Annotated in this window: 19 protein-coding genes; 18 read left to right on the top strand and 1 reads right to left on the bottom strand. The window is 62.9% G+C overall.

Features of this window, described 5'->3' with window-relative positions; all coding sequences use genetic code 11:
- Nucleotides 1–18: 18 nt before the first annotated feature.
- The 10 genes from FJV77_RS11160 to FJV77_RS11115 all read left to right on the top strand — a co-directional run bounded on the left by FJV77_RS11160 (nucleotide 19) and on the right by FJV77_RS11115 (nucleotide 11,271).
- Nucleotides 19–816, top strand: coding sequence for a transporter substrate-binding domain-containing protein (locus FJV77_RS11160; RefSeq protein WP_142866863.1), 798 nt, complete (start codon nucleotides 19–21; stop codon nucleotides 814–816).
- 78 nt (nucleotides 817–894) lie between these two features.
- Entirely contained in the window at nucleotides 895–1,608 is a 714-nt protein-coding gene (locus FJV77_RS11155) for an ABC transporter permease subunit (protein ID WP_185970281.1), read from the top strand.
- The gene (locus FJV77_RS11150) at nucleotides 1,605–2,330 is read left to right on the top strand and encodes an ABC transporter permease (protein ID WP_142866861.1); all 726 of its coding nucleotides are present in this window, start codon (nucleotides 1,605–1,607) and stop codon (nucleotides 2,328–2,330) included. The genes FJV77_RS11155 and FJV77_RS11150 overlap by 4 nt, the downstream gene beginning before the upstream one ends.
- A gap of 627 nt (nucleotides 2,331–2,957) precedes the next feature.
- Complete coding sequence (locus FJV77_RS11145) at nucleotides 2,958–3,785, top strand: phosphogluconate dehydrogenase C-terminal domain-containing protein (protein ID WP_142866860.1); 828 nt, start codon at nucleotides 2,958–2,960, stop codon at nucleotides 3,783–3,785.
- Nucleotides 3,786–4,123: 338 nt separating this feature from the next.
- On the top strand, nucleotides 4,124–5,065 hold the full coding sequence (locus tag FJV77_RS11140; protein ID WP_142866859.1) for a D-ribose ABC transporter substrate-binding protein: 942 nt from the start codon (nucleotides 4,124–4,126) through the stop codon (nucleotides 5,063–5,065).
- 79 nt (nucleotides 5,066–5,144) lie between these two features.
- Entirely contained in the window at nucleotides 5,145–5,789 is a 645-nt protein-coding gene (locus tag FJV77_RS11135) for a DUF2291 family protein (RefSeq protein WP_142866858.1), read from the top strand.
- Nucleotides 5,786–7,342 (top strand): sugar ABC transporter ATP-binding protein, encoded by a 1,557-nt coding sequence (locus tag FJV77_RS11130; protein WP_142866857.1) that lies wholly within the window; start codon nucleotides 5,786–5,788, stop codon nucleotides 7,340–7,342. The genes FJV77_RS11135 and FJV77_RS11130 overlap by 4 nt, the downstream gene beginning before the upstream one ends.
- Nucleotides 7,335–8,399 (top strand): ABC transporter permease, encoded by a 1,065-nt coding sequence (locus FJV77_RS11125; RefSeq protein WP_142866856.1) that lies wholly within the window; start codon nucleotides 7,335–7,337, stop codon nucleotides 8,397–8,399. The genes FJV77_RS11130 and FJV77_RS11125 overlap by 8 nt, the downstream gene beginning before the upstream one ends.
- Nucleotides 8,400–8,401: 2 nt before the next feature.
- Complete coding sequence (locus FJV77_RS11120) at nucleotides 8,402–9,436, top strand: Gfo/Idh/MocA family oxidoreductase (RefSeq protein WP_142866855.1); 1,035 nt, start codon at nucleotides 8,402–8,404, stop codon at nucleotides 9,434–9,436.
- Complete coding sequence (locus FJV77_RS11115; protein WP_142866854.1) at nucleotides 9,433–11,271, top strand: hypothetical protein; 1,839 nt, start codon at nucleotides 9,433–9,435, stop codon at nucleotides 11,269–11,271. The genes FJV77_RS11120 and FJV77_RS11115 overlap by 4 nt, the downstream gene beginning before the upstream one ends.
- A 1-nt stretch (nucleotide 11,272) precedes the next feature.
- Here the strand turns inward: FJV77_RS11115 and FJV77_RS11110 are convergent, their stop codons facing one another.
- The gene (locus FJV77_RS11110; RefSeq protein ID WP_142866853.1) at nucleotides 11,273–11,986 is read right to left on the bottom strand and encodes a transcriptional regulator NanR; all 714 of its coding nucleotides are present in this window, start codon (nucleotides 11,984–11,986) and stop codon (nucleotides 11,273–11,275) included.
- A gap of 187 nt (nucleotides 11,987–12,173) precedes the next feature.
- Between FJV77_RS11110 and oiaX the strand changes: the two genes are divergently transcribed.
- The 8 genes from oiaX to FJV77_RS11070 all read left to right on the top strand — a co-directional run bounded on the left by oiaX (nucleotide 12,174) and on the right by FJV77_RS11070 (nucleotide 22,693).
- Nucleotides 12,174–13,424 (top strand): 3-oxo-isoapionate-4-phosphate decarboxylase OiaX, encoded by a 1,251-nt coding sequence (oiaX, locus tag FJV77_RS11105; RefSeq protein ID WP_142866852.1) that lies wholly within the window; start codon nucleotides 12,174–12,176, stop codon nucleotides 13,422–13,424.
- A gap of 4 nt (nucleotides 13,425–13,428) precedes the next feature.
- Nucleotides 13,429–14,763: a four-carbon acid sugar kinase family protein gene (locus FJV77_RS11100; protein WP_142866851.1), complete on the top strand. Its 1,335-nt coding sequence runs from the start codon at nucleotides 13,429–13,431 to the stop codon at nucleotides 14,761–14,763.
- A gap of 288 nt (nucleotides 14,764–15,051) precedes the next feature.
- A complete protein-coding gene (locus tag FJV77_RS11095; RefSeq protein ID WP_142866850.1) occupies nucleotides 15,052–16,581 on the top strand; it encodes an FGGY-family carbohydrate kinase in 1,530 nt (509 codons plus the stop codon).
- Nucleotides 16,578–17,354: a DeoR/GlpR family DNA-binding transcription regulator gene (locus FJV77_RS11090; RefSeq protein WP_142866849.1), complete on the top strand. Its 777-nt coding sequence runs from the start codon at nucleotides 16,578–16,580 to the stop codon at nucleotides 17,352–17,354. The genes FJV77_RS11095 and FJV77_RS11090 overlap by 4 nt, the downstream gene beginning before the upstream one ends.
- A gap of 50 nt (nucleotides 17,355–17,404) precedes the next feature.
- Entirely contained in the window at nucleotides 17,405–19,063 is a 1,659-nt protein-coding gene (locus FJV77_RS11085; protein WP_246691227.1) for a glycerol-3-phosphate dehydrogenase/oxidase, read from the top strand.
- Between the two features lie 379 nt (nucleotides 19,064–19,442).
- Entirely contained in the window at nucleotides 19,443–20,465 is a 1,023-nt protein-coding gene (locus tag FJV77_RS11080) for a sugar-binding transcriptional regulator (RefSeq protein ID WP_142866847.1), read from the top strand.
- 33 nt (nucleotides 20,466–20,498) lie between these two features.
- Nucleotides 20,499–21,155, top strand: coding sequence for a DUF2291 domain-containing protein (locus tag FJV77_RS11075; RefSeq protein ID WP_142866846.1), 657 nt, complete (start codon nucleotides 20,499–20,501; stop codon nucleotides 21,153–21,155).
- Nucleotides 21,152–22,693, top strand: coding sequence for a sugar ABC transporter ATP-binding protein (locus FJV77_RS11070; RefSeq protein ID WP_142866845.1), 1,542 nt, complete (start codon nucleotides 21,152–21,154; stop codon nucleotides 22,691–22,693). Before FJV77_RS11075 ends, FJV77_RS11070 begins: the two co-directional genes overlap by 4 nt.
- The last annotated feature ends 17 nt before the right edge of the window (nucleotides 22,694–22,710 follow it).

Below are 22,710 nucleotides of genomic sequence, written 5' to 3'. Positions count from 1 at the left end.
ACAACAAGGGGAACTGATATGAAACTGAAAGTCTTGACGCTGCTCGCCTTCCTCACGGGAACCATGGGCAGCGCGTTGGCGGCCGAAGGCGAGCTGTCCATCGGCACGGAAGGCGCCTACCCGCCTTGGAGCATGTCCGACGCCAACGGCAATGTCACCGGCTTCGACGCCGATGTCGGCGCCTTGCTCTGCACCAAGCTTGAAGTGAAGTGCCATTTCGTCGTGCAGGCGTTCGACGGGTTGATCCCGGCACTGAAGGCCAAGCGTTTCGATGTCATCATCTCGGGCATGTCGATCACCGCCGACCGCAAGAAGGAGATCAATTTCAGCGTTGGATACGCCGAACTGGCCAACACCTTCGTTGCAGCCAAAGGTTCTGATCTCGCCGCGATCACCGATGTCGACACGTTGCTGAAAGCGCTTGACGGCAAGAAGGCCGGCGTGCAGGCCGGCACCACTCACGCGCATTTCCTCGAGAAGCGTGCGCCGAATGCCGACCTGAAGACCTACGATACGCTGGATCAAATGCAGATCGACCTCGCGAGCGGCCGTATCGACACTGCTTTCGCAGATAAATCCGCATTGCAGGACTTTCTGGACAAGCCGGACGGAAAGAATTTCCAACTGGTCGGCGTCGATATCAAGAGCACGTTCGATCCGACGCTTGGGGAAGGAATCGGCGTCGGCATTGCGCAGGACAACACGGAGCTCAAGGCCAAGATCGACGAGGCGCTTTGCGAGTTGATCGCCGACGGCTCCGTCGGCAAGGCCAGCCAGAAATGGTTCAAGACCGACATCTCCCGGCCTTGCAAATAAACGCTGAAAAGCTCTCGCATGCGTCCGGGCTGCCGGGCGCATGCGTCTCATTCACGCGGCACATTTAGGGCAACTCATATGGAATTCGGTCTCTGGCAGGTTTGGGAAGCGGGTTGGGTCACCGCCATCCTGCGCGGCGCGTCAATAACGATCCTCGTCGGTTTCGTCAGCATGGCGGCCGGTCTGGTGATCGGCATCGTCTGCGGTCTCATTAAATGGGCCCGGATATTTCCGCTTTCGCTGTTGGTCGATGCCTATACCTCGCTGGTGCGTGGCGTGCCCGAATTGCTCATTATCTATCTCTTGTTCTTCAGTTCGGTTGAATTCGTGACCAAGGTCGTGACAGCGTTCGGCTATGCCGGTGTCGCGGAGAGCGGCTATGCGTTCGTCATCGCGGTCATCGCCATCGGCGCGATCTCCGGCGCCTATTCGACCGAGGTCGTGCGCGGGGCACTTAGCGCGATCCCCGATGGGCATATCGAGGCTGCTCGCGCGCTGGGACTGTCGGGTGGGCGGATCTTTCGCCGCATCATCGCACCGCAGATGCTGCGCATCGCGGTTCCCGGCATCAACAATGTCTGGCAGACGACGATCAAGGACACTGCCCTGGTTTCCGTGGTCGGTCTTCAGGAGTTGATGCGCATTTCCTTCATCGGCGCGAATTCCACGCGCCATCCGTTTATTTTCTACCTGATCGCAGCGGCGGTTTATCTCCTCATCACCCTTGTAAGCCAGGCCGGCTTCGACGGGATCGAACGCCTGCTAAGGCTGCGGACGAGAAAAGCAGTATGATAGACCTCATCCAGCTTGCGGTTCCCGGTCTGCTGAAGGGCCTAGGGGTCACGGCGGCGCTGACCTTCGTTTCGGTGCTGATCGGCTTCAATCTGGGCCTCGGTCTGGCTCTGATGCGGCTATCGTCGAACCGGCTGTTGTCAGGTTTCGCCAAATACTACAGCAATGTCTTTCGCGGGACTCCGCTGCTGGTGCAGATATTCCTGTTCTACTACGGGCTTGGCCAGCTTTCGCTGATCAAGGACAATGCGGCTTTGTGGTGGGTGATCAGCGACGGCGCGCGCTGTGCCGTGCTGGCGCTTGCAGTGAATACGGCCGCCTACACGTCAGAAATCCTGCGCGGCGGATTGATGTCGGTTCCGGTCGGTCTCGTCGAAGCAGCCCAGGCGTGCGGCATGTCGCGCATGCTGCGGTTCCGCCGCATCGAGTTCCCGCTCGCCATCCGCCAGGCACTGCCGGCCTATGGCAACGAGCTGATCCTTGTCGTCAAAGGCACCAGCCTCGCCTCGACGATCACGGTGCTCGAAATCACCGGTTACGCCAAGCGGCTCATGAGCCAGACCTTCGCGATCTTCGAGATATTCGCCATTGCCGGGGTACTCTACCTGGTGATCAACCTGCTACTGATCGCGATTGTCCGCGTCATTGAACGCGTTCTCATGCGGCACGAGACGTCTTCTCGTCGGAAACCGGTAGCGCTCACCCAAGTCGATCTACCGTGAATTCGTCGCATCCTCGCTAAGATTGGCTGTTTGATCTGCCCGCTCCGTGCAACCCATCATCATCGATTGCTTTGCCCCGGGACCGCGTTGATCTTAGGGTTTCAGGCCCCAAAGGTTGCCCCTATCTCATTCGTCCACCGTCTTCTGAAGAATGCAATCCTCGGCCAAGAGCGATTTCGGGCCCAAAATACCGCTTTCTCTTTGGGCTGCTCCGAAAGCGGACCGTCCGTTTCCGGCCACATTTCGGCCATTCACAAAGTGAGTCCTGGGGCAACTCGGGCTAAATTGGTATGTCGAGCCAGCAATCAATCCCGTTCGTTGTTTTCGGGTTCGCCAGACCATACGAGATCGCACGAAGGATATGGGTCGGCTAATTAGCTACCGACACCTCAGGCTGCCGTACACGTAGAGAAAATGCAACGTCCGGATCGCCGCGAGCACCCGAGAAAATGACCTCGCAGACGTCCAGAGCGTGGGCATCGAACGTCTGGCAAAGCGTGGCAACGGGGCTCTAGTTTGGGCAAATTCTCGGCCTATTCAACTTGCTAAAGCGTGGTAATGTGATTATACCAGTTAATAACATGACGATCGGCGTGGCCGTCGTTTAAAGATCGGGAGTAGGGATACATGACGACGATTGCGCTGTTCGGTGCCGGCGGGAAGATGGGGTACCGCCTGTCGACCAATTTTCGCGGTTCGCCCTATACGATACGCCATGTCGAGGTCAGCGATGCCGGCCGCGAGCGGCTGAAGTCGGGGCTGGGCTTCGATGCCGTCAGCGCCGATGAAGCGCTCAAAGGCGCCGATGTGGTGATCCTGGCCGTGCCCGATACGCATATCGGCAAGGTGGCGGCCAGCATCGAGAGCAAGCTTGCATCGGGCACGATGGTCATCGTGCTCGATGCCGCCGCACCGTTCGCCGGCCATTTGCCGCAGCGGCCGGACCTGACCTATTTCGTCACCCATCCCTGCCATCCGCCGATCTTCAACGACGAGACCGACATGGCGGCCAAAAAAGACTATTTTGGCGGCGTCAAGGCCAAACAGCATATGGTCAGCGCGCTGATGCAGGGCCCGGAAGCGGATTACGCCAAGGGCGAGGCGATCGCCAAGATCATCTGGGCGCCGGTGATGCGCTCGCACCGTGTCACTGTCGATCAGATGGCGTTGCTGGAGCCCGGGCTTTCGGAGACGGTGTGCGCGTCACTGCTCGTCGTCATGAAGGAAGCCGTCGACGAGGTCGTGGCGCGCGGTGTCGACAAGCAAGCCGCGCTCGATTTCCTGCTCGGCCATATGAATGTGCTTGGCGCGGTCATCTTCGGCGAAACCAAGGGCGTTTTCTCGGACGCCTGCAACAAGGCTATCGAATTTGGCAAGCCGGTCTTGATGCGCGACGACTGGAAGCGGGTGTTCGAGCCGGAAGAGATCGCCGCGAGCATACAGCGCATTACCTGAGAAAGGCTGAGTCAGGCGCTCGCCGGAGCGTCTGGATGCGTCGGCGCACCGCCGCCGGCGCTCAACGGCCTACGGCTCATCAGGTACATGTCATCTGAATTAGTGATTGACTCATCATACCAGTTGGCTTAGCTGTTCATGTCTCGGATCGATAAGGGTTCCGAGGGGAGTTCGAAGCTTGGAAGAGCGGAGGGCAGCGGGGGAGCAACGATCCGTCAGGGGGAAGCCGGCAAAGGCATTTCAGCCCGAACTGGTCAGCGGCCCGCGCTGGGTGACGAATTTGAATGCAGGCAGAGGCCTTGGTTGATCAAGGGCAATTTTTCAAACGGGAGGACATCATGAAACTCACACGCAGAATGACACTCGCGGCATTTGCCGGCATGCTGGCGCTTGGCACGGCAGTGCCTGCCTATGCAGCCGATCTCATCGCGATCATAACGCCTTCGCATGACAATCCGTTCTTCAAGGCGGAAGCTGTCGGCGCCGAAGCCAAGGCCAAGGAACTCGGTTACGAAGCGCTGGTGCTCGTCCATGACGACGACGCCAACAAGCAGTCCGAATTGATCGACACCGCGATCGGTCGCGGCGCCAAGGCGATCATCCTCGACAATGCCGGCGCCGACGCCACCGTCGCCGCCGTGCAGAAGGCCAAGGACGCCGGCGTGCCCTCCTTCCTCATCGACCGCGAGATCAACGCCACCGGCGTCGCGGTGGCGCAGATCGTCTCCAACAACTACCAGGGCGCGCAGCTCGGCGCGCAGGAGTTCGTCAAGCTGATGGGCGAGAAGGGCAATTTCGTCGAGCTGGTCGGCAAGGAATCCGATACCAATGCCGGCATCCGCTCGAAAGGCTATCACGACGTCATCGACGACTATCCGGACCTGAAAATGGTCGCCCAGCAGTCGGCCAACTGGAGCCAGACCGAAGCCTATTCCAAGATGGAATCGATCCTGCAGGCCAACCCTGATATCAAGGGCGTGATCTCCGGCAACGACACGATGGCGATGGGCGCCTATGCAGCACTCGCCGCGGCCGGCCGCAAGGACGTCATCGTCGTCGGCTTCGACGGATCGAACGACGTGCGCGACTCCATCAGCTCCGGCGGCATCAAGGCGACCGTCCTGCAGCCGGCCTTCGCGCAGGCGCAGATGGCCGTCGTGCAGGCCGACGACTACATCAAGAACAAGAAATCTCCCGCCCAGGAAAAGCAGCTGATGGACTGCGTGCTGGTCAATGGCGACAATGCCAAGAAGCTGGAGACCTTCGCGCTCACCAACTGAGCCGCAGCATCACATCAACCACAAGGGACGGGCCTGAGGTCCGTCCCTTGCCCAATTTCCGTGGGTGCTTCTGACCGCCATGCCCAACAAGCTGAACTGGCTAGCCCTCGCCGCGACCGCCGGCATCGCCCTGACCGCCTGCAAGATCCTGCCGACACCGTCGGCGCAAGGCGGCGGCAACGCGCCGGCCTTCAATCCCGACAAGATGGTCGAGGACATCTGGGCGCCAAAGGTTATCCCTTACCTGCAGCAGAAGGGCGGGCCGTTCCTCGAAGTGCACGCCTTGGCCACCACCGATCCGGCCGCCGCCGGCGCCAAATACGGCAATCCGAAGAAGCAGGCGAACTCGCCCTGGACCTTCGCGGTGCGGCTGGAGGGCAAGATCGTCGCCGCCAACACCCAGTCGCGCGCGGCGACCGTCGACGTCGATGTCGACGGCGACGGCAAGGCCGATGCGCGGGTGCAGATCGGACCGGCTGTGCGCGGCACGGCGTTGCGCGACAGCCTCGACTTCATCCAGTTCAACGACTTCACCAACCAGATCGACTTCGCCCAGTTCGGCAAGGCGTTCAACATCTATGCCGACAAGATGGTGCTGTCCAAGCTGCCGCGCGAGGCGCTCGAAGGCCGCAGCGCCAAGGTGCTCGGCGCCTATACGCTGGGCAGCGGCCGGGACCTGCCGCTGGTGACGCCGGCGGAGGCAGAAATCGGGCCGAAGCCATGAGCGCTGTGGTTGCTCGCGATGTCATCCTGAAGCTGGAAGACGTCTCCAAGGTCTATTCCGGCACCGTCGCGGTCAAGCGCGCGAATTTCGAGGTGCGCAGGGGCGCGGTCAACGTGCTGGTCGGCGAGAACGGCGCCGGCAAGTCGACGCTGATGAAGATCATCGCCGGCGTCGAGCAGCCGACCGCCGGGCGCATCTTGCTCGAGGGCGAAGAGGTGTCGTTCTCCTCATCCGGCGATGCGGTGAACCGCGGCATCGGCATGGTGTTCCAGGAACTCAACCTGTTCGGCAACATGACGGTCGCCGAAAACATCTTCGCCACCCGCGAGATCACCAACCGCTTCCGCAAGATCGACCGCAGGGAGCAGGAGCGCCGCGCGGCGGAATTCCTCGAAAGGCTCCAGGCCGGCATCCGCCCGGACATGCTGGTCGAGGATCTGCGCATCGGCCAGCAGCAACTGGTCGAGATCGCCAAGGCGGTTTCGCTCGACGCGCGCATACTGATCATGGATGAGCCGACCTCGGCGCTGAGCGCGGCGGAGGTCGAGATCCTGTTCAAGGTCATAGCCGACCTCAAGGCGCGCGGTGTCGCCATCGTCTACATCTCGCATCGGCTGGAAGAGCTGATCCGCATCGGCGACTACATCACCGTGCTGCGCGACGGCCGCATCACCGGCCAGGAGCAGATGAAAAACGTCGACACGCAGTGGATCGTGCGGCAGATGATCGGCTCCGACGCCAAGGATTTCGCCAAGGCCGACGGCCACCTTCCGGGCGAAGAGATCTTCCGCGCCGAGGACATCTGCCTGCCGCGTGCGACTGGTGGTCTCGCCGTCGACCATGTCTCGCTGTCGCTGCGCGCCGGCGAGATTCTGGGCATTTATGGCCTGATGGGCGCCGGGCGCAGCGAATTGTTCGACTGCATCATGGGCCGCCACGGCCATGCCACCGGCGCGATCTTCATCGCCGGCAAGCAGGTGCGGGAACGCGATACGACGCGGCGCATCCGGCGCGGCTTGGCGCTGATCCCGGAAGACCGCCAACGCGAGGGCCTGGTGTCGATCCTGTCCGTCGCCAGCAATCTGACGCTGGCCAGCCTGTCGCGCTTTGCCCGCCTGTTCCATATCCGTGGCGCCGAGGAGCGGCAGGCGGTGACCGGCATGGTGCGCGAATTGGCGATCAAGGTCGCCGACCCGGCGCAGGAGGTCTCCTCGCTCTCTGGCGGCAACCAGCAGAAGGTGGTGATCGGCAAGGCGCTGCTCACCGGGCCTAAGGTGCTGTTGATGGACGAGCCCAGCCGCGGCATCGATGTCGGTGCCAAGGCCGACGTCTTCCGCACGATGCGCAAGCTTTCGCGCGACGGGCTGGGCATCCTGTTCGCCACTTCGGATCTCGACGAGGTGATGGCGCTGTCCGACCGCATCGCGGTGATGAGCAATGGAAAACTGACCGGCATGTTCGACCGCGCCAAGGCGACGGAAGCGGCGATCGTCGCCGCATCGGCGCTCGGCCACGGACCGGCCGGGCATAGGGAGACCACCACCCATGACTGACATCCCAGCCAAGGCGGCTGCCCCTTCCGCATCCAGCGGCTCGATGCTTCTGACATTGATGAAGCTGAGGACCTTCATCGCGCTGATCGCGGTGCTGGTGTTCTTCTCGATCGCCGCTCCCAACTTCCTGTCGGCCGCAAACCTGATCCTGATGGCCAAGCACGTGGCGCTGAACGCCTTCCTGGCGATGGGCATGACCTTCGTCATCATCACCGGCGGCATCGACCTGTCGGTCGGCTCGATCGTCGGCCTGTGCGGCATGGTCGCCGGCTATCTGGTGCTCAACGGCATCGACCTGCAATTCGGCTACACCATCTATTTCAACGTCGTCGAGATCGCGCTGATCACGCTGGCCGTCGGCATACTGATCGGCGCCGTCAACGGACTGCTGATCACCAGGCTCAACGTCGCGCCGTTCATCGCCACGCTCGGCGTGCTCTATGTCTCGCGCGGCCTGGCGCTCTTGTCGTCCGACGGCCGCACCTTCCCCAACCTCGTCGGCAAGCCGGAGCTCGGCACCACCGGCTTCGGCTATCTCGGCGCCGGCAAGCTGCTCGGCCTGCCGGTCTCGATCTGGATCCTGATCGTTGTGGCGCTGGGCGCCGCCTATCTCGCCAAATACACACCGCTCGGCCGCCACATCTTCGCCGTCGGCGGTAATGAGCGGGCGGCGCGGATCTCGGGCGTGCGGGTCAACATGGTGAAGATGTTCGTCTACATGTTCTCCGGCTTCTGCGCGGCGATCGTCGGGCTGATCATCTCGTCCGAACTGATGGCCTCGCATCCGGCGACCGGCGAGAGTTTTGAGCTCAACGCCATCGCCGCGGCGGTGCTCGGCGGTACCTCGATGTCGGGCGGGCGCGGCACGATCGGCGGCACCATCGTCGGCGCCTTCGTCATCGGCATCCTGTCCGACGGGCTGGTGATGATGGGGGTGAGCTCGTTCTGGCAGATGGTGATCAAGGGCCTCGTCATCATCGTCGCCGTCGTCGTCGACCAGGCGCAGCGCCGCCTGCAAAGCCGCGTTACACTGATGCAGATGGCGAAGGTGGGGTGAGCATGGCGACGTTGCGGGGAGCGCTGATCGGCTGCGGCTTCTTTGCCGTCAACCAGATGCATGGCTGGCGCGACATCGACGGCGCCTCGATCGTCGCCATATGCGACCGCGATCAGGAACGGCTGAGGATCGTCGGCGACCAGTTCGGCATTGCGAAGCGCTACACCGACGCGGCCGCTTTGTTCGAAGGCGAGACGCTGGATTTTGTAGACATCGCCACCACCGCGCCCAGCCATCGAGCGCTGGTCGAGATGGCGGCGCGTTACCGTGTACCGGTGATCTGCCAAAAGCCGTTCGCGCCGACGTTGGCCGACGCCAAGGCCATGGTGAAGGCCTGTGCCGATGCCGGCGTACCGCTGATGGTGCATGAGAACTTCCGATGGCAGTCGCCGATCCAGGCGGTGCGCGCGGTGCTCGACAGCGGCGAGATCGGCACGCCGTTCTTCGGCCGCATCTCGTTCCGCTCCGCCTATGACGTGTTTTCCGGCCAGCCCTATCTGGCGACTGGAAAGCGCTTCATCATCGAGGACCTCGGCATCCACAGCCTTGACATCGCCCGGTTCCTGCTGGGCGATGTGTCGACGATCACGACGCGAACGGCGCGCATCAACCCGGATATCGCCGGCGAGGACGTCGCGACGATGCTGATGGATCACAAGGGCGGCGCGACGTCTGTGGTCGACTGCAGCTACGCGACCAAGCTTGCCGTGGAGCCGTTTCCCGAAACGCTGATCGAGATCGACGGCAGCGACGGCACGATCCGGCTGGCGCAGGGATATCGGCTCACGGTCACCGGCACGAGCGGAACAGTGGTCAGCGATGTCTCGCCGCCGCTGCTGCCCTGGGCATCGCGGCCCTGGCACAACATCCAGGAGAGCGTCGTCGCCATCCAGCAGCACTGGGTCGACTGCCTGGCAAAGGGAACCGCGCCGGCGACCTCGGGCGCGGACAATCTCCAAACCTTTGCGCTGGTCGAGGCTGCCTATCTGGGTGCGGCAAGCCGGGAACCGGTGCAGATCGACGCCTTGCTGAAATGACGGCCGACGCCTTCCTCCTCTACGGCACACACGTGGTCGAGGCCGAGCCAGTCAGGCTGAGCGCGGGCCTGCTCAGCGCCGACTTCGTCAACGGCAATCTGCGGACGATCCGCTATGGCGGCACCGAAGTGCTGCGCGCCATCGCCTACATCGTGCGCGACCGCGACTGGGGCACTTACGAACCTGAGCTGACCGACCTTGTCATCGAACAAAGCGCCAACACTTTCGCTGTCAGCTACTCGGCGAGTTGCGTTGGACCGGCCGGAAGCCGGCTCGGCTTTCGTGCCACCATCAAGGGCTCCGCCAGGGGCGAACTGGTGTTCGACGTCAGCGCTCTGCCTGAGAGCGATTTCGAGACCAATCGCTGCGGCTTCTGCATCCTGCATCCGATCGCTGGGCTGGCCGGCAGCCCGGTGACGGTCAAGCACACCGACGGCAGCGTGGTGGAAACGAGCCTGCCGCTGCTGATCGATCCCTGGCAGCCCTTCAAGGACATGCGCGCCATCACACATCAGGTGCGGCCCGGCGTCAGTGCCGAATGCCGGATGGAGGGCGATACTTTCGAGATGGAAGACCAGCGCAACTGGTCGGACGCGTCCTACAAGACCTATGTCCGTCCGCTGGCGCTGCCATGGCCGTATGTGCTGCCTGCCGGTCAAGCCGTCAGGCAGACGGTCAGCCTGCGCATCATCGGCGGCGGGAAGCTGCCGGCTGCTGCAGCAAGCACCGGACCTGTGCGCATCGAACTGGGCGAGACCGGGTCGAGGTTGCCGGATATCGGCGTGATCATCTATCCCGCCGATGTCGAGACAGCGCTCGCAAACCTTCCGACATTGGTCGAGCTCGGCCCACAACAGCTGATCTTCCACTACGACCCGACACGTGGCCATGGGCTTGACGCGTTGCGCTCCTTTGCAAAACTTGCCGCCGCTTATCCAGTGCAGACGACACTGGAATGCGTCGTTGCCGGCGCGAGCGATCTCGACGCTGAACTTTCAGCCGTCGCGAACCTGGTGCGGCAGGCGGGGCTAAAACTCTCGGCGATCGCCGTCTCGCCTTCGGTCGACCGACAGTCGACGCCACCGGGCAGCGCGTGGCCGGACTGTCCGCCACTCGAAGACGTCTATGCCGCTGCCCGGCGCGCCTTTCCCGATATCCGGCTTGGCGGCGGCATGTTCAGCTATTTCACCGAACTCAACCGCAAGCGCGTGCCGGCCGGCTTGCTGGATTTCGTCACCCACTGCACGTGCCCGATCGTGCACGCCGCCGACGATCTCAGCGTCATGCAGTCGCTAGAGGCGCTGCCCTTCATCACCGCATCGACGCGGGCGATCTTTGGGGAAAAACCGTACCGCATCGGTCCGTCGACGATTGCCATGCGCCAGAACCCGTATGGCGGCGTGACCAAGGCCAATCCTGGGGGACAGCGCATCGCCATGGCCGACCGCGACCCGCGCCATGCAGGGCTGTTCGCCGCCGCGTGGACGATCGGCTATGCCGCGCGCGTCGCCCCGGCTGGGCTGGAGGTGCTCACGCTCTCCGGCTTCATCGGACCATTCGGCGTGCTGGCGGCGTCCGGAGAATCCGTCGCGGAAGGATCACCCCGGCCGATCTTCGATGCTATCAAGGGGCTTTGCGAAATGGCCGGCCTTGCGCATGTGGCGGCAACGACGAGCGATGAGACCAAGGTGCTGGCGCTGGCTGGCCGCGCCGCCTCGGGCAAGATCATCTTGTGGCTGGTGAACCTGACAGCGGGCGACGTGTCGGTCGACATCTCAGCGCTTGGTCGGGAGCAATTCTTGATGGCGCCTTACGCGATCGAGCGGATCGGCTAAGCTATTTTTCGGAATTCATCACATAGAGCGCGCGGGAGCGCTCGAGATGCTTGATCATCGCCTTCTCGGCGCCGTCGGCATCCTTCTTCTCGATGCGGTCGATGATCTCTTCGTGCTCGGTCAGCGTGAACTTTTCCTTGCCGGTCCAGATCAGCATTTCCGTATGATATTCCTTCAGCCAACCGAGCATCGCCTCGCTGACGGCGACATAGATCGGGTTGCCTGAAATCGCCGCGATCTGGGTGTGAAACTTCATGTCGGCGGAGATGAAGGCTTCGGAATCGCCGCGAAAGCCGCGCTGTTCGGCAATTGTGGCCCGCAGTCGCTCAACGTCCTCGGCGGTGGCGTTTTCGGCGGCTTCCCTGACCATGCCGCGCTCGAAGAAGATGCGCGCGGTTTTCAGGTGTTCCAGCGTGTCCTTCGACGACGACAGGATAATCTTGGCCGCGCCATCGACCTGTTTGATGATCGACTTGGCGGTCAGCTGCAGCACCTTGGCGCGCTCGCCATGCGAGATCGCGACCAGGCCCATATTGCTCAGCGCCTGCATCGCCTCGCGGATCGCCGGCCGACCGACCTCGAAGCGCTCCATCAGCTCGCGCTCCGACGGCATGTCGTCGCCCGGCGTCAATTCGCCGCTGGTGATCAGGCGCTTCAGCCGCAGAAACACTTCGTCGGAAAGTTTGCGCCGGACGATCGGCTCCGAACGGTTCATCGTCGCGAATCACTCCCTTGACCGGTGTCTATCTAGCACTGCCGCCACGATTTCCAGAATGTTTGCCAGCCAATCAGCCCATACCTTGCGAGCAGGATATTGCTTGCAAAGCTTATGTACTCATTATACCAGATTTCGACGATCAAGGAACTCTTTTCGAACCTCCTTCGGCCTCAGACAACGAACCATGATCACGCTAACCTACCGCATCGAAACATCGAGCAACATCGAGGCGCTGGCGGCCAAGATCGCCAGCGACCAGTCGACCGGAACCTTCGTTGCGTTGCCCGGTGAGACCGAGGAGCTGAAGGCCCGGGTGGCGGCGCGCGTGCTGGCGATACGGAATTTGCCTGACGCCCTTCGGCCCTCCATTCCCGAGGCCGGTGAGGGGCCGTTCAAGCGCGCGGATGTCGACATCGCCTTTCCGTTCGATGCCATCGGCACCGACCTGTCGGCGCTGATGACGATTGCCATCGGCGGCGCCTATTCGATCAAGGGCCCGTCCGGCATTCGCGTCGTCGACATGAAGCTGCCGGAGCAATTCCGCGGTGCGCATCCAGGGCCGCAGTTCGGCGTCGCCGGCAGCCGCCGGCTGACCGGCGTCACGGATCGGCCGATCATCGGCACCATCGTCAAGCCGGCGCTGGGGCTGCGGCCGCATGAGACCGCCGCAATGGTGGGCGAGCTGATCGCCGCCGGCGTCGATTTCATCAAGGATGACGAGAAGCTGATGAGCCCGGCCTATTCGCCCTTGGCGGAACGGGTGAAGGCAATCATGCCGCTGATCCTCGACCATGAGCAGAAGACCGGCAAGAAGGTGATGTATGCCTTCGGCATTTCGCATGCCGATCCGGACGAGATGATGCGCAACCACGACTTTGTCGCCAAGGCCGGTGGCAATTGCGCGGTGGTCAACATCAATTCCATCGGCTTCGGCGGCATGGCCTTTCTCAGGAAGCGCTCCAGCCTGGTGCTGCACGCCCACCGCAACGGCTGGGACATCCTCACCCGTCACCCCGGTCTCGGCATGGACTTCAAGGTCTGGCAACAATTCTGGCGGCTGCTCGGCGTCGACCAGTTCCAGATCAACGGCATCCAATCGAAGTACTGGGAACCGGACGCGTCCTTCGTCGAATCCTTCAAGGCGGTGACGACGCCGATCTTTTCGCCTGATGATTGCGCCTTGCCGGTTGCCGGCTCCGGCCAGTGGGGCGGGCAGGCGCCGGAGACCTATGCGCGAACCGGCCGCACGGTCGACCTGCTCTATCTGTGCGGCGGGGGCATCGTCAGCCATCCCGACGGGCCGGGCGCCGGCGTGCGCGCCGTGCAGCAGGCCTGGCAGGCGGCGGTCGACGGCATTCCGCTGGCGGATTTCGCCTTGAGCCATCCTGAGCTGGCGCGGTCGATCGAAAAATTCGGCGACGGCAAGGCAGCCTGAAGCGATGCAAAACCTTCTGCTCAGCTATTATGGCGACGACCTCACTGGCTCGACCGATGTGATGGAGGCGCTCGAGCTCGGCGGCGTGCCGACCGTGCTGTTCATGCGCCAGCCGAACGCGGCCATGCTTGCGCAGTTCAGCCATTGCCGAGCCGTCGGACTGGCCGGCACCAGCCGCAGCGAGGCTCCGCTCTGGATGGACACGAACCTGCGCGAAGCCTTCGCCTGGCTGAAGACGCTGAACGCCGCGCTCTGCCACTACAAGGTCTGCTCGACCTTCGACTCCAGCCCGACGATCGGCAGCATCGGCCGCGCCATCGAGATCGGCCGCTCGGTCTTCGGGCAGGACAGCGTGCCGCTGCTGGTCGGGGCGCCGCAGCTCAAGCGCTGCACCGCCTTTGGCCATCTGTTCGCAGCCTATCGCGAAAAGTATTTCCGCATCGACCGCCATCCGGTGATGAGCCGCCACCCGACGACGCCGATGGATGAAGCCGACCTGCTGATCCATCTGTCGCGGCAGACGGAGCTGACGTCGGGGCTGGTCGATCTCGCGACGCTGCAGTCGGCGGGCCGGTCTGAAGCGTTCGATCGCTTGTTCGCCGAGGGCACCGACATCGTGCTTGTCGATGTTGACAGCCGGGAGACGCAGGCGCTTGCCGGCAAGGAGATTTGGCGTGTCCGCAAGCCGGGCGGCTCTTTCGTCGTCGGCTCGTCCGGGATCGAATATGCGCTGCTGGCCGAATGGGTGTCGAACGGGACGGTCAGAGCTGAACCAAAATTTTCGCCGCCAGGTGCGGCCGACCGGATCGCAGTGGTCTCGGGCAGTTGTTCGCCGACGACCGAACGACAGATCCGGCACGCTTTGACCGATGGCTTCGACGGCATCGAGGTCGATCCTGTCGAACTGATCTCCGAAGCGTCCGGAGATGCAATCGCGCGCGCAGTTTCTGCCGGCCGCTCCAGTCTGGAAGCCGGCCGTAGTGTGGTTCTCTACACGGCCCTTGGTCCCGCGGCGGACCGCGGCGCCGAAATCGACCGGCAGGAAGGTGCCCGCCACAAGCTTGGTCGCGGCCTTGGCGAACTGCTTCGCGCGCTGACGATCGAACAGAATTTGCAACGCGTCGTCATTGCCGGCGGCGATACGTCGAGCCACGCACTCGGCCAGATGAGCGTCGATGCGCTGACGGTGCGGATGCCGCTCCCGGCATCGCCGGGCTCGCCGCTTTGCGTCGCTCACTCGCGCATCAAGGCGATCGATGGGCTGGAGGTGGCGCTCAAGGGCGGGCAGGTCGGAACCGATCGCTATTTCAGCGCCATCCGCGACGGCCTTCGCAGTTGACAACGCGTCCGCGCCAGCAACCGCGAGATCCATCCGTGCCTCGACTGGCGCCGAAGCCTTAGTGAAAGCCTAGTCGACAACCTGAAACGCAATGGCTTGAATAGCGTCGAAATTGTCGCGCGTGTTGACGTTAAAATCACATAAAGATATGGGTTCTTTCTCGCGGCAAGGTGCTTTTATCGTTCGTCCGCTTTGCTCTATCGGGGTTGTCGCTATGTGTTTTCGCCCTTGCATCAGACTGCAGGATCGCGCTGTGGCAATCGCCAGTTGCTGAAAGAGGCGGTGATCATGCCCAGCCTGCTCGGAATCGATAACGGCCTCACGGTCACAAAGGCGGTGATCTTCGATGCCGATGGCACGCAGTTGTCGGTGGCGCGTCGGCGGGTGCCGCAATCGATGCCCCTTGCGCGTTCGGTGGAACGCGACATGGCAGGCCTGTGGCAAGCGACCGCCGACGCCATCAAGGAGGCGATCGCGCTCTCCGGCAGGCCGGCGGAAGACATCAAGGCGGTGGCGGCGACCGCGCATGGCGACGGGCTTTATCTGCTCGGCAAGGACCGCCGGCCGCTGGGACCCGGAATCCTGTCGCTTGACAGTCGTGCGGGCGAGATTGTCGACAGATGGGCTGGAGGTTCGGTTTTCGACGAAGCGCTGGCGCTAACTGGTCAGGCGCCGCATGTTTCGGCACCGTCCGCACTGCTGGCGTGGATCAGGCAGAACGATCCGGAACGCTACCGTCGTATTGGTCATGTGCTGGCCTGCAAGGACTGGCTGCGCTTTTGCCTGACCGGCACCATCGGCACCGACCGGACGGAGGCCAGCACCTCCTTCACGGATTTCCGCACGCAAGCCTTCGCGCCGGAAGCGATGCGCATCTTCGGACTGGATGGCCTTTTCGATGCGCTACCGCCGGTGGCGCATTCGGCCGACATCGTTGGACAGGTGACCGCCGAGGCCGCCGATATGACCGGCCTGTCCAAGGGTACGCCCGTCGCCTGCGGCCTGCACGACGTGGCCGCCTCGGCGCTTGGCATGGGTGGCCATGAGGACGGCGTGCTCGCCATCGTCGCCGGTACCTATTCCATCAACGAAGTCGTATCTTCGCAACCGCGCGTCGATCAGCGTTGGTTCTGCCGCAACGCCATCGACGCGGGCCGCTGGAACAACATGGCGATCTCGCCGGCCTCGACTGCGAACTACGACTGGTTTCTCGACACTTTCTGCCGCTTGGAGCAAGACAGGACAAACGCGGATGGCGGCTCCCTCCACGAATTGCTGGCGGAAGAGATCGACGCGGCGTTGAAGAAGCCCTCGACCATCCTGTTTCATCCCTATCTGTTCGGCTCTCCTTATGGCGACGTGGCCAGCGGCAGCTTTATCGGCCTGCATGGCTGGCACAATCGCGGCGACATGCTGAAGGCGGTTCTGGAAGGCATTGTCTTTAATCACCGCACCCATGTCGAGGCCTTGCGCGAGGGCTTTGCCGTTCGCGAGATCCGCCTGACCGGTGGCGGTTCGCGCAATCCCGCTTTCGTCCAGATGTTTGCCGACGTGCTGAACGCTCCGGTCACCATCACCTCGACCGACGAGGCCGCGGCCCTGGGCGCCGCCCTTTGCGCGGGGGCCGCGATCGGGATCTTCGCGACGCCGCAACAGGGCGCCAGGCAGGTCGGGATGACAGAGCGCAAATATCAGCCAGCGCCGGCCTCCAGTGCTGTGTTCAATGAGCGGTTTTCGCTCTACTGCCGCATAGCCGAGCAGCTGAAGTCGCATTGGCCGGAAATCGAAAGGCTGGCGCGGCCGGGGGGAAATGCATGATCAAGGCTGACGAACGACGCGAAGAGATCGCCGATTATGTGATCAAGCTCGGCCAGGTGCGCATCGACGATCTGGTCGAGCATTTCGGCGTGTCGCGCATGACCATCCACCGGCATATCGACCGGCTGGCGCAGCAGGGCGTGCTGCGCAAGCTGCATGGCGCGGTGACGGTCCAGCCCTCGGGTCTCTATGAGAGCGCCTTCCGCTACCGGGTGACCGTCAATCGAGCCGAGAAGGATGCGCTTGCGCGGGCAGCACTGGATTATGTCGAGGCCGGCCAGGTGGTGATGCTCGACGATTCATCGACGGCAAACGCGGTCGCGACGCTGCTGCTCGACGTCAAGCCGCTAACGGTTGTCACCAACAGCGTGTCGACGGCTGCGCTGCTGATCAATGTCGACGACCTCGACTTCATCTGTCTCGGCGGCCAGTATCACGGCACCTACAATGCCTATATCGGCATCGTCTGCGAGAACGCCGTGGCGCAGTTGCGCGCCAATGTGCTGATCTGTTCGGCTTCGGCCGTCACCGGAACCACTGCTTTCATCCAGGATCCGAATGTCGTGCGGGTCAAGCAGGCGATGATGGCTGCATCGGTCAAGCGCATCCTTTTGGTCGACCACGCAAAATTCGACCGGATCGCGTTGCATGTCTTCGACGATCTGACCAGTTTCGACGCCGTGCTGGTGACCGAGGGCCTGGGCGACGCGCAGATGCAGAGCCTCGAACGGGCCGGGGTGAAGCTGCGCATCGTCAAGACGAAAGCGCCATGAGCCCAGCCGAAGGAGCAGGGGCGAAAAATCGCGCCGGACGCCTCGTCGCGATGGCCGGGATCGGCGAGGTCGACGTCGTCATTCTTGGCGCCGGCGTCAACGGAGCAGGGCTGTTTCGCGATCTGTGCGCGCAAGGTGTCAGCTGCCTGATCGTCGACAAGGCGGATTTCGGCTCGGGCACCAGTGCCGCGCCGTCGAGGCTCATCCACGGTGGCCTGAAATATCTCGAGACCGGCGAGTTCGGGCTGGTGGCGCAGTCGACGCTCGAACGCAATCTGCTTTTGCAAAACGCGCCGCACTATGTCAGCCCGCTGCCGACCGTCATCCCGATCTTCTCGTGGAGCAAGGGCATGCTGGCGGCGTTGCGAACGCTGTTCGGCTCGACCAGCGCGCCGCGCAGCCGCGGCGCCATACTGATCAAGATCGGCTTGATGATCTACGATTTCTACGGTTCGCGAAACCAGGTCATGCCGCGCCACCGCATGGTCGGACGGCGGCAGACACTTCGCGAGCTGCCGGCGCTCAATCCGGCGATCGTCGCCACCGGAACCTACTACGACGCCAAGGTAAGCCACCCGGAACGGCTGGTGCTGGAACTGATCCTCGACGGCTTGCAGGCCCACGCGGCGTCTGCCAGTGCCAACTACACGACACTGGCGGCCTCAGCCAATGGCGTGCTCACCTTCCAGCCGGAAAACGGCATCGCTTTTTCGGTGCGGCCGAAGCTGGTGGTGAACGCCGCCGGTCCGTGGATCGATGACGTCAATGCGTTGCTTGGCGCGTCGTCGAAGATGATCGGCGGCACCAAGGGCTCGCATATCCTGTTAAAGCATGACGAACTGGTCAAAAGCCTCGCAGGGCGCATGCTCTATTTCGAGGCCGATGACGGCCGCATCTGCCTGGTCTACGACTATCTCGGCCTGGCGCTGGTCGGCTCGACCGACATCAAGGCCGACAATCCGGACGCGGTGCGCTGCGAACCCGAAGAAGTCGAGTATCTGCTCGACAGCGTGCGAACGCTGCTGCCGGGCATGGCGTTCGAGCGCGACCAGATCGTCTATGCCTATAGCGGCATCCGACCCCTGCCGACGTCTGAAGCCGCGACGCCCGGACTGATCAGCCGCGATCATTCGGCGCCGGTCGCCGAGCCGGACGGCAACAGGCCCTTTGCAGTCATTTCGCTGGTCGGCGGCAAATGGACGACGTTCCGCGGCTTTGCCGAGGAAGTCGCTGACACCGTGCTCGGGCGCTTGCAGCGCAGCCGCAAGGTGTCCACTCAGTCGATGCCGATCGGGGGTGGGAGGGATTTTCCGGTCAATGCCGCGGCGCGCGCGGACTGGCTGGCTGAGGCGCAGCAGGCAACGGGCGTCGAGCAAGAGCGCCTTGATCAATTGCTGTCGCGCTACGGGACCAGAGCCGCGCAGATCGCCAGGCACAGGTCGAATGATGAGGGTCGCCTGCCGGACTCGGTCGGCTATGGCAAGGCTGAAATCGACTACATCGCGCGCAACGAATTCGTCGAACATTTGGCCGATGTCGTCATGCGCCGCAGCACTTTGGCGATAGGCGGTTCGCTGACGCGCCGCGACCTGGAGGAGATTGCCGCGATCGCCGGGCGGGCGTTGGCGTGGAGCACTGAGCGCCTCGCGCGGGAAGTCGAAGCCGCTGTTGTCGAGCTCGAGGGCAGGAACCTGATGCGGCTGGACTGATCGCGCCGTCGCCGACGCCGGTAGTATTCTAGGGCAATCCGATCGGTTTGCCCTTGTTGCGCCTTGTGCACCAAAATTCCTGTCTTACATCCAGATTGGGATTTTCATCGTCACCGAACATTGAAACAAAAACAAACGCTTATTCGTTGTTTCGGCTGCCGGCGCTCAAGGGTCCATGTTGTGGTTGAACACGATATAACGCAAATTGACGTTAACTTAACGCCGCCGTATGATCGCCTGATATGTTGACCTCCTAATATGCTGCCTCGGCTCCCGATCCGTCGGCTGGGGCAACCATCTGCGGAGGATTGACAGCGATGCAAAGGTGTGAAAATTTTTGCATACAAAGATAATATTATCACCCTGGGGAGGAGATGGCTTGAAATCCGGCGGAACCGCTAACCGCGATCATGAGTCCAGCCTCGCCACGCGCGCGGCCTGGCTTCACTATGCCGGAGGTCTCACCCAGGCTCAGGTGGCCAAGCGGCTTGGCCTGACCAGCCTCAAGGCGCACCGGCTCATCACCAAGGCCAACCAGGAAGGCCTGGTCAGGGTCTTCATCGACGGCGACGTTGCCGAATGTGTGGAGTTGGAGCATCGCCTGACCGCCGCATACGGGCTCGATTATTGCGAGGTGGTTCCGGATCTGGATCAGGAAGACCTGCCGCTCAGGGGGCTGGGCATCGCCGGGGCGCAATTCCTGAAGCGCGAGATGGATCGTGGCGAGGACATGCTGATCGGCGTCGGCCATGGCCGCACCCTTGCCGCAAGCGTCGAATATCTGACGCGCACCGCCGCCGCCCATATCCGTTTCGTCTCGCTGCTTGGCGGGGTGACGCGAAAATTCGCAGCCAATCCGCACGACGTCATGCATCGGTTGGCCGAGCGGACCGGCGCGCAGGCCTATGTGATGCCAGTGCCTTTCGTCGCCAACACCGCCGAGGACCGTGAGGTGCTGCTTGGCCAGCGCGGCATCAGCGATGTCTTCGCTCTCGCCGGCCGGTCCGACCTCATGTTCGTCGGAATAGGCACGGCCGAGCGGGAAGCGTCGCTGGTCGCCACAGGCATGATCGAGCCGTCCGAAATCGACGATGTCAAACGTGACGGCGGCGTCGGCGAATTGCTTGCGCATTTCTTCGACGACAAGGGCCGCCCGGTCGAAACAGCGTTGTCGGAAAGAATCCTGGCGCTGCCCCGCGACCAGCTGAAGGGCCGCAGGATCGTCGCGGTGGCCGGCGGCAAGGTGAAAGTACGGGCCATCAAGGCGGTGCTCGAAAGCCGTTATCTGAGCGGCCTGATCACCGACGAATGCACCGCCAGGGCACTGATCGAACAGAGCCGGCTTGAGAGTGCGTCCGGTGCAACGAAACGCCGCGTGAACGGAGGATCGTCGAATGCGTAACAACGGAAAATCCGCTTCGCTGGTGGTTGTATCATGAGCGCCAAGGCTGCCACCGCATCGCCCCGGCAGACTTCGCCCGGCCTGCGCCGCGCACTTGCCGGCGCCGCAGTCCTGGTTCTGCTCGGCGCTATGGCGCTCGATACCAAAATCGTCAAGATCGGCTCCGCCGGCGATGTTCGCAACGCCGTGTTCTCCGCAGCCGACTACGGCAAGTCGGAATTTCCCAAGGTGCAGGCCGATGTCGAGACCCGTGCCGCCGATGCGGTGACGGTGGCGACGGCAATCGCCAAGGACAGGGCGACGGCCGAGAAAGAATACGGCGTGCCCGCGGGTGTCGGGCCGGTCATCTCGGTCAAGTTCACCGGCGTCGTCGGCGAGGGAAAGTCGGGCATCTACAAGGTCGCCGTCGACGGTTTGCCGGACACGCTGACGGTCCGCGTGCAGACAGGGCCGGCGATCAACGGAACCGAGCTTCGCGACGCGACCGGCAAGATCACCTTCGGCCAGTTCACCAACCAGATTGAATATCAGGATGCCGGCTCGGCGCTGAACAACGAGATGAAGAAAGAGGTGCTGGCGAAAGTCGATACCAGCGCCTTGACCGGCAAGACCATAGCGGTGGTCGGCGCTTTCAAGCTGGTCAATCCGAAGAGCTGGCTGGTCACGCCGGTGAGGCTGGACGTCAAATGACAACGGCTTCCGGCACAGAACCCGCGACTGGCGACGCCGTGCTTTCGGCGCGCAATGTCGTCATGTCGTATGGAGGCGTTCACGCGCTCAAAGGCGTCAACTTCGACATCCATCGCGGCAAGGTCACCACCCTGTTTGGAGAGAATGGCGCCGGCAAGTCGACGCTGATGAAGATCCTGTCCGGCGTGGTGACGCCGACATCCGGCGACATCGTGCTCGACGGCAATCTCGTCAGCTTTTCCTCGTCCTCCGATGCACGCGATCGCGGCATTTCGATCATCCACCAGGAGCTCAGCCTGGCACCGAATCTGAGCGTTCGCGACAACATCTTCATGGGCCGCGAACTGCGCACCAGAACCGGCCTCGACTTCGCCGAGGAGTCGCGCCAGGCGCGGGCGCTGATGGCCGACCTTGAAGAAGACATCGATCCGATGACCCTGGTCGAGGATCTGCGGCTTGGGCAGCAGCAGATCGTCGAGATCGCACGCGCATTGTCGGTCGATTCCCGCATCCTGATCATGGACGAGCCGACCTCCGCACTCAGTGCGACAGAGGTGGAGGTGCTGTTCAAGGTGATCCGCGACCTGACCAGCCGCGGCGTCTCGATCGTCTACATATCGCATCACCTCGAAGAGGCGCTGCAGATCACCGACTACGCCGTCGTGCTGCGCGACGGAGCGATCACCGCAACGGCCGAAGCCAAGGACATCGACCTCGAATGGATCGTCCGCAACATGGTGGGCGAGAATTTTGACCTCGGCTCGCCGCCGACCGGCCATGCGTTTGGCGAGGTCGCGCTTTCGATCGAGGATGTCAGCGTCACCGACACTTCGGGTTCAGGCTACTCGGTCGTCGATCACCTGTCGCTGGACGTCAGGGCAGGCGAGATCGTCTGCATCTATGGGCTGATGGGTGCCGGGCGCACGGAATTGCTGGAAGCTGTTGCCGGACGCGTGCCGATGGCGGGCGGGCGGGCGCTGCTGGAAGGCGAGGACGTCACGGGGCTGACCATTGCCCAGCGCATCGCCAGAGGCCTGGTGCTGGTGCCCGAGGACCGCCAGCGCGACGGCCTGGTCCAGACCATGACCGTCGGCCGCAATCTGTCGCTTGCCAGCATCGAGGCGTTCGCCAAAGGCTTGTTCCTCTCCCGGCCCAGGGAACGCGCACTGATCGACGACTCGATTCGCAAGGTGACCATCAAGACCGCCGGCGGCAACGCCATGATCGGATCGCTGTCGGGCGGCAATCAGCAGAAGGTCGTCATCGGCAAGATGCTGACGACCAACCCCAAGGTCATCCTTCTCGACGAGCCGAGCCGCGGCATCGATGTCGGCGCCAAGGCCGAAGTCTTCCGTCTGCTCAGCGAGCGCGCTGCGCAAGGCCTGGCGGTCGTCTTCTCAACCTCGGAGGTCAATGAGTGCCTCAGCATCGCCCACCGCATCGTCGTCATGCGGCGCGGCAAGATTTCAGCCAAGTTCGGCGCGAACGCCACCAAAGAGCAGATCATGGCCGCCTCCGGCGAAGCCGTGGTCGCCTGATCCCAGAATTTCGGAGC

Source organism: Mesorhizobium sp. WSM4306 (assembly GCF_007003975.1).
Lineage (GTDB): Bacteria > Pseudomonadota > Alphaproteobacteria > Rhizobiales > Rhizobiaceae > Mesorhizobium.
Note: the sequence above shows the minus strand (reverse complement) of the source record. Positions and strands in the feature narration are given on the sequence as shown.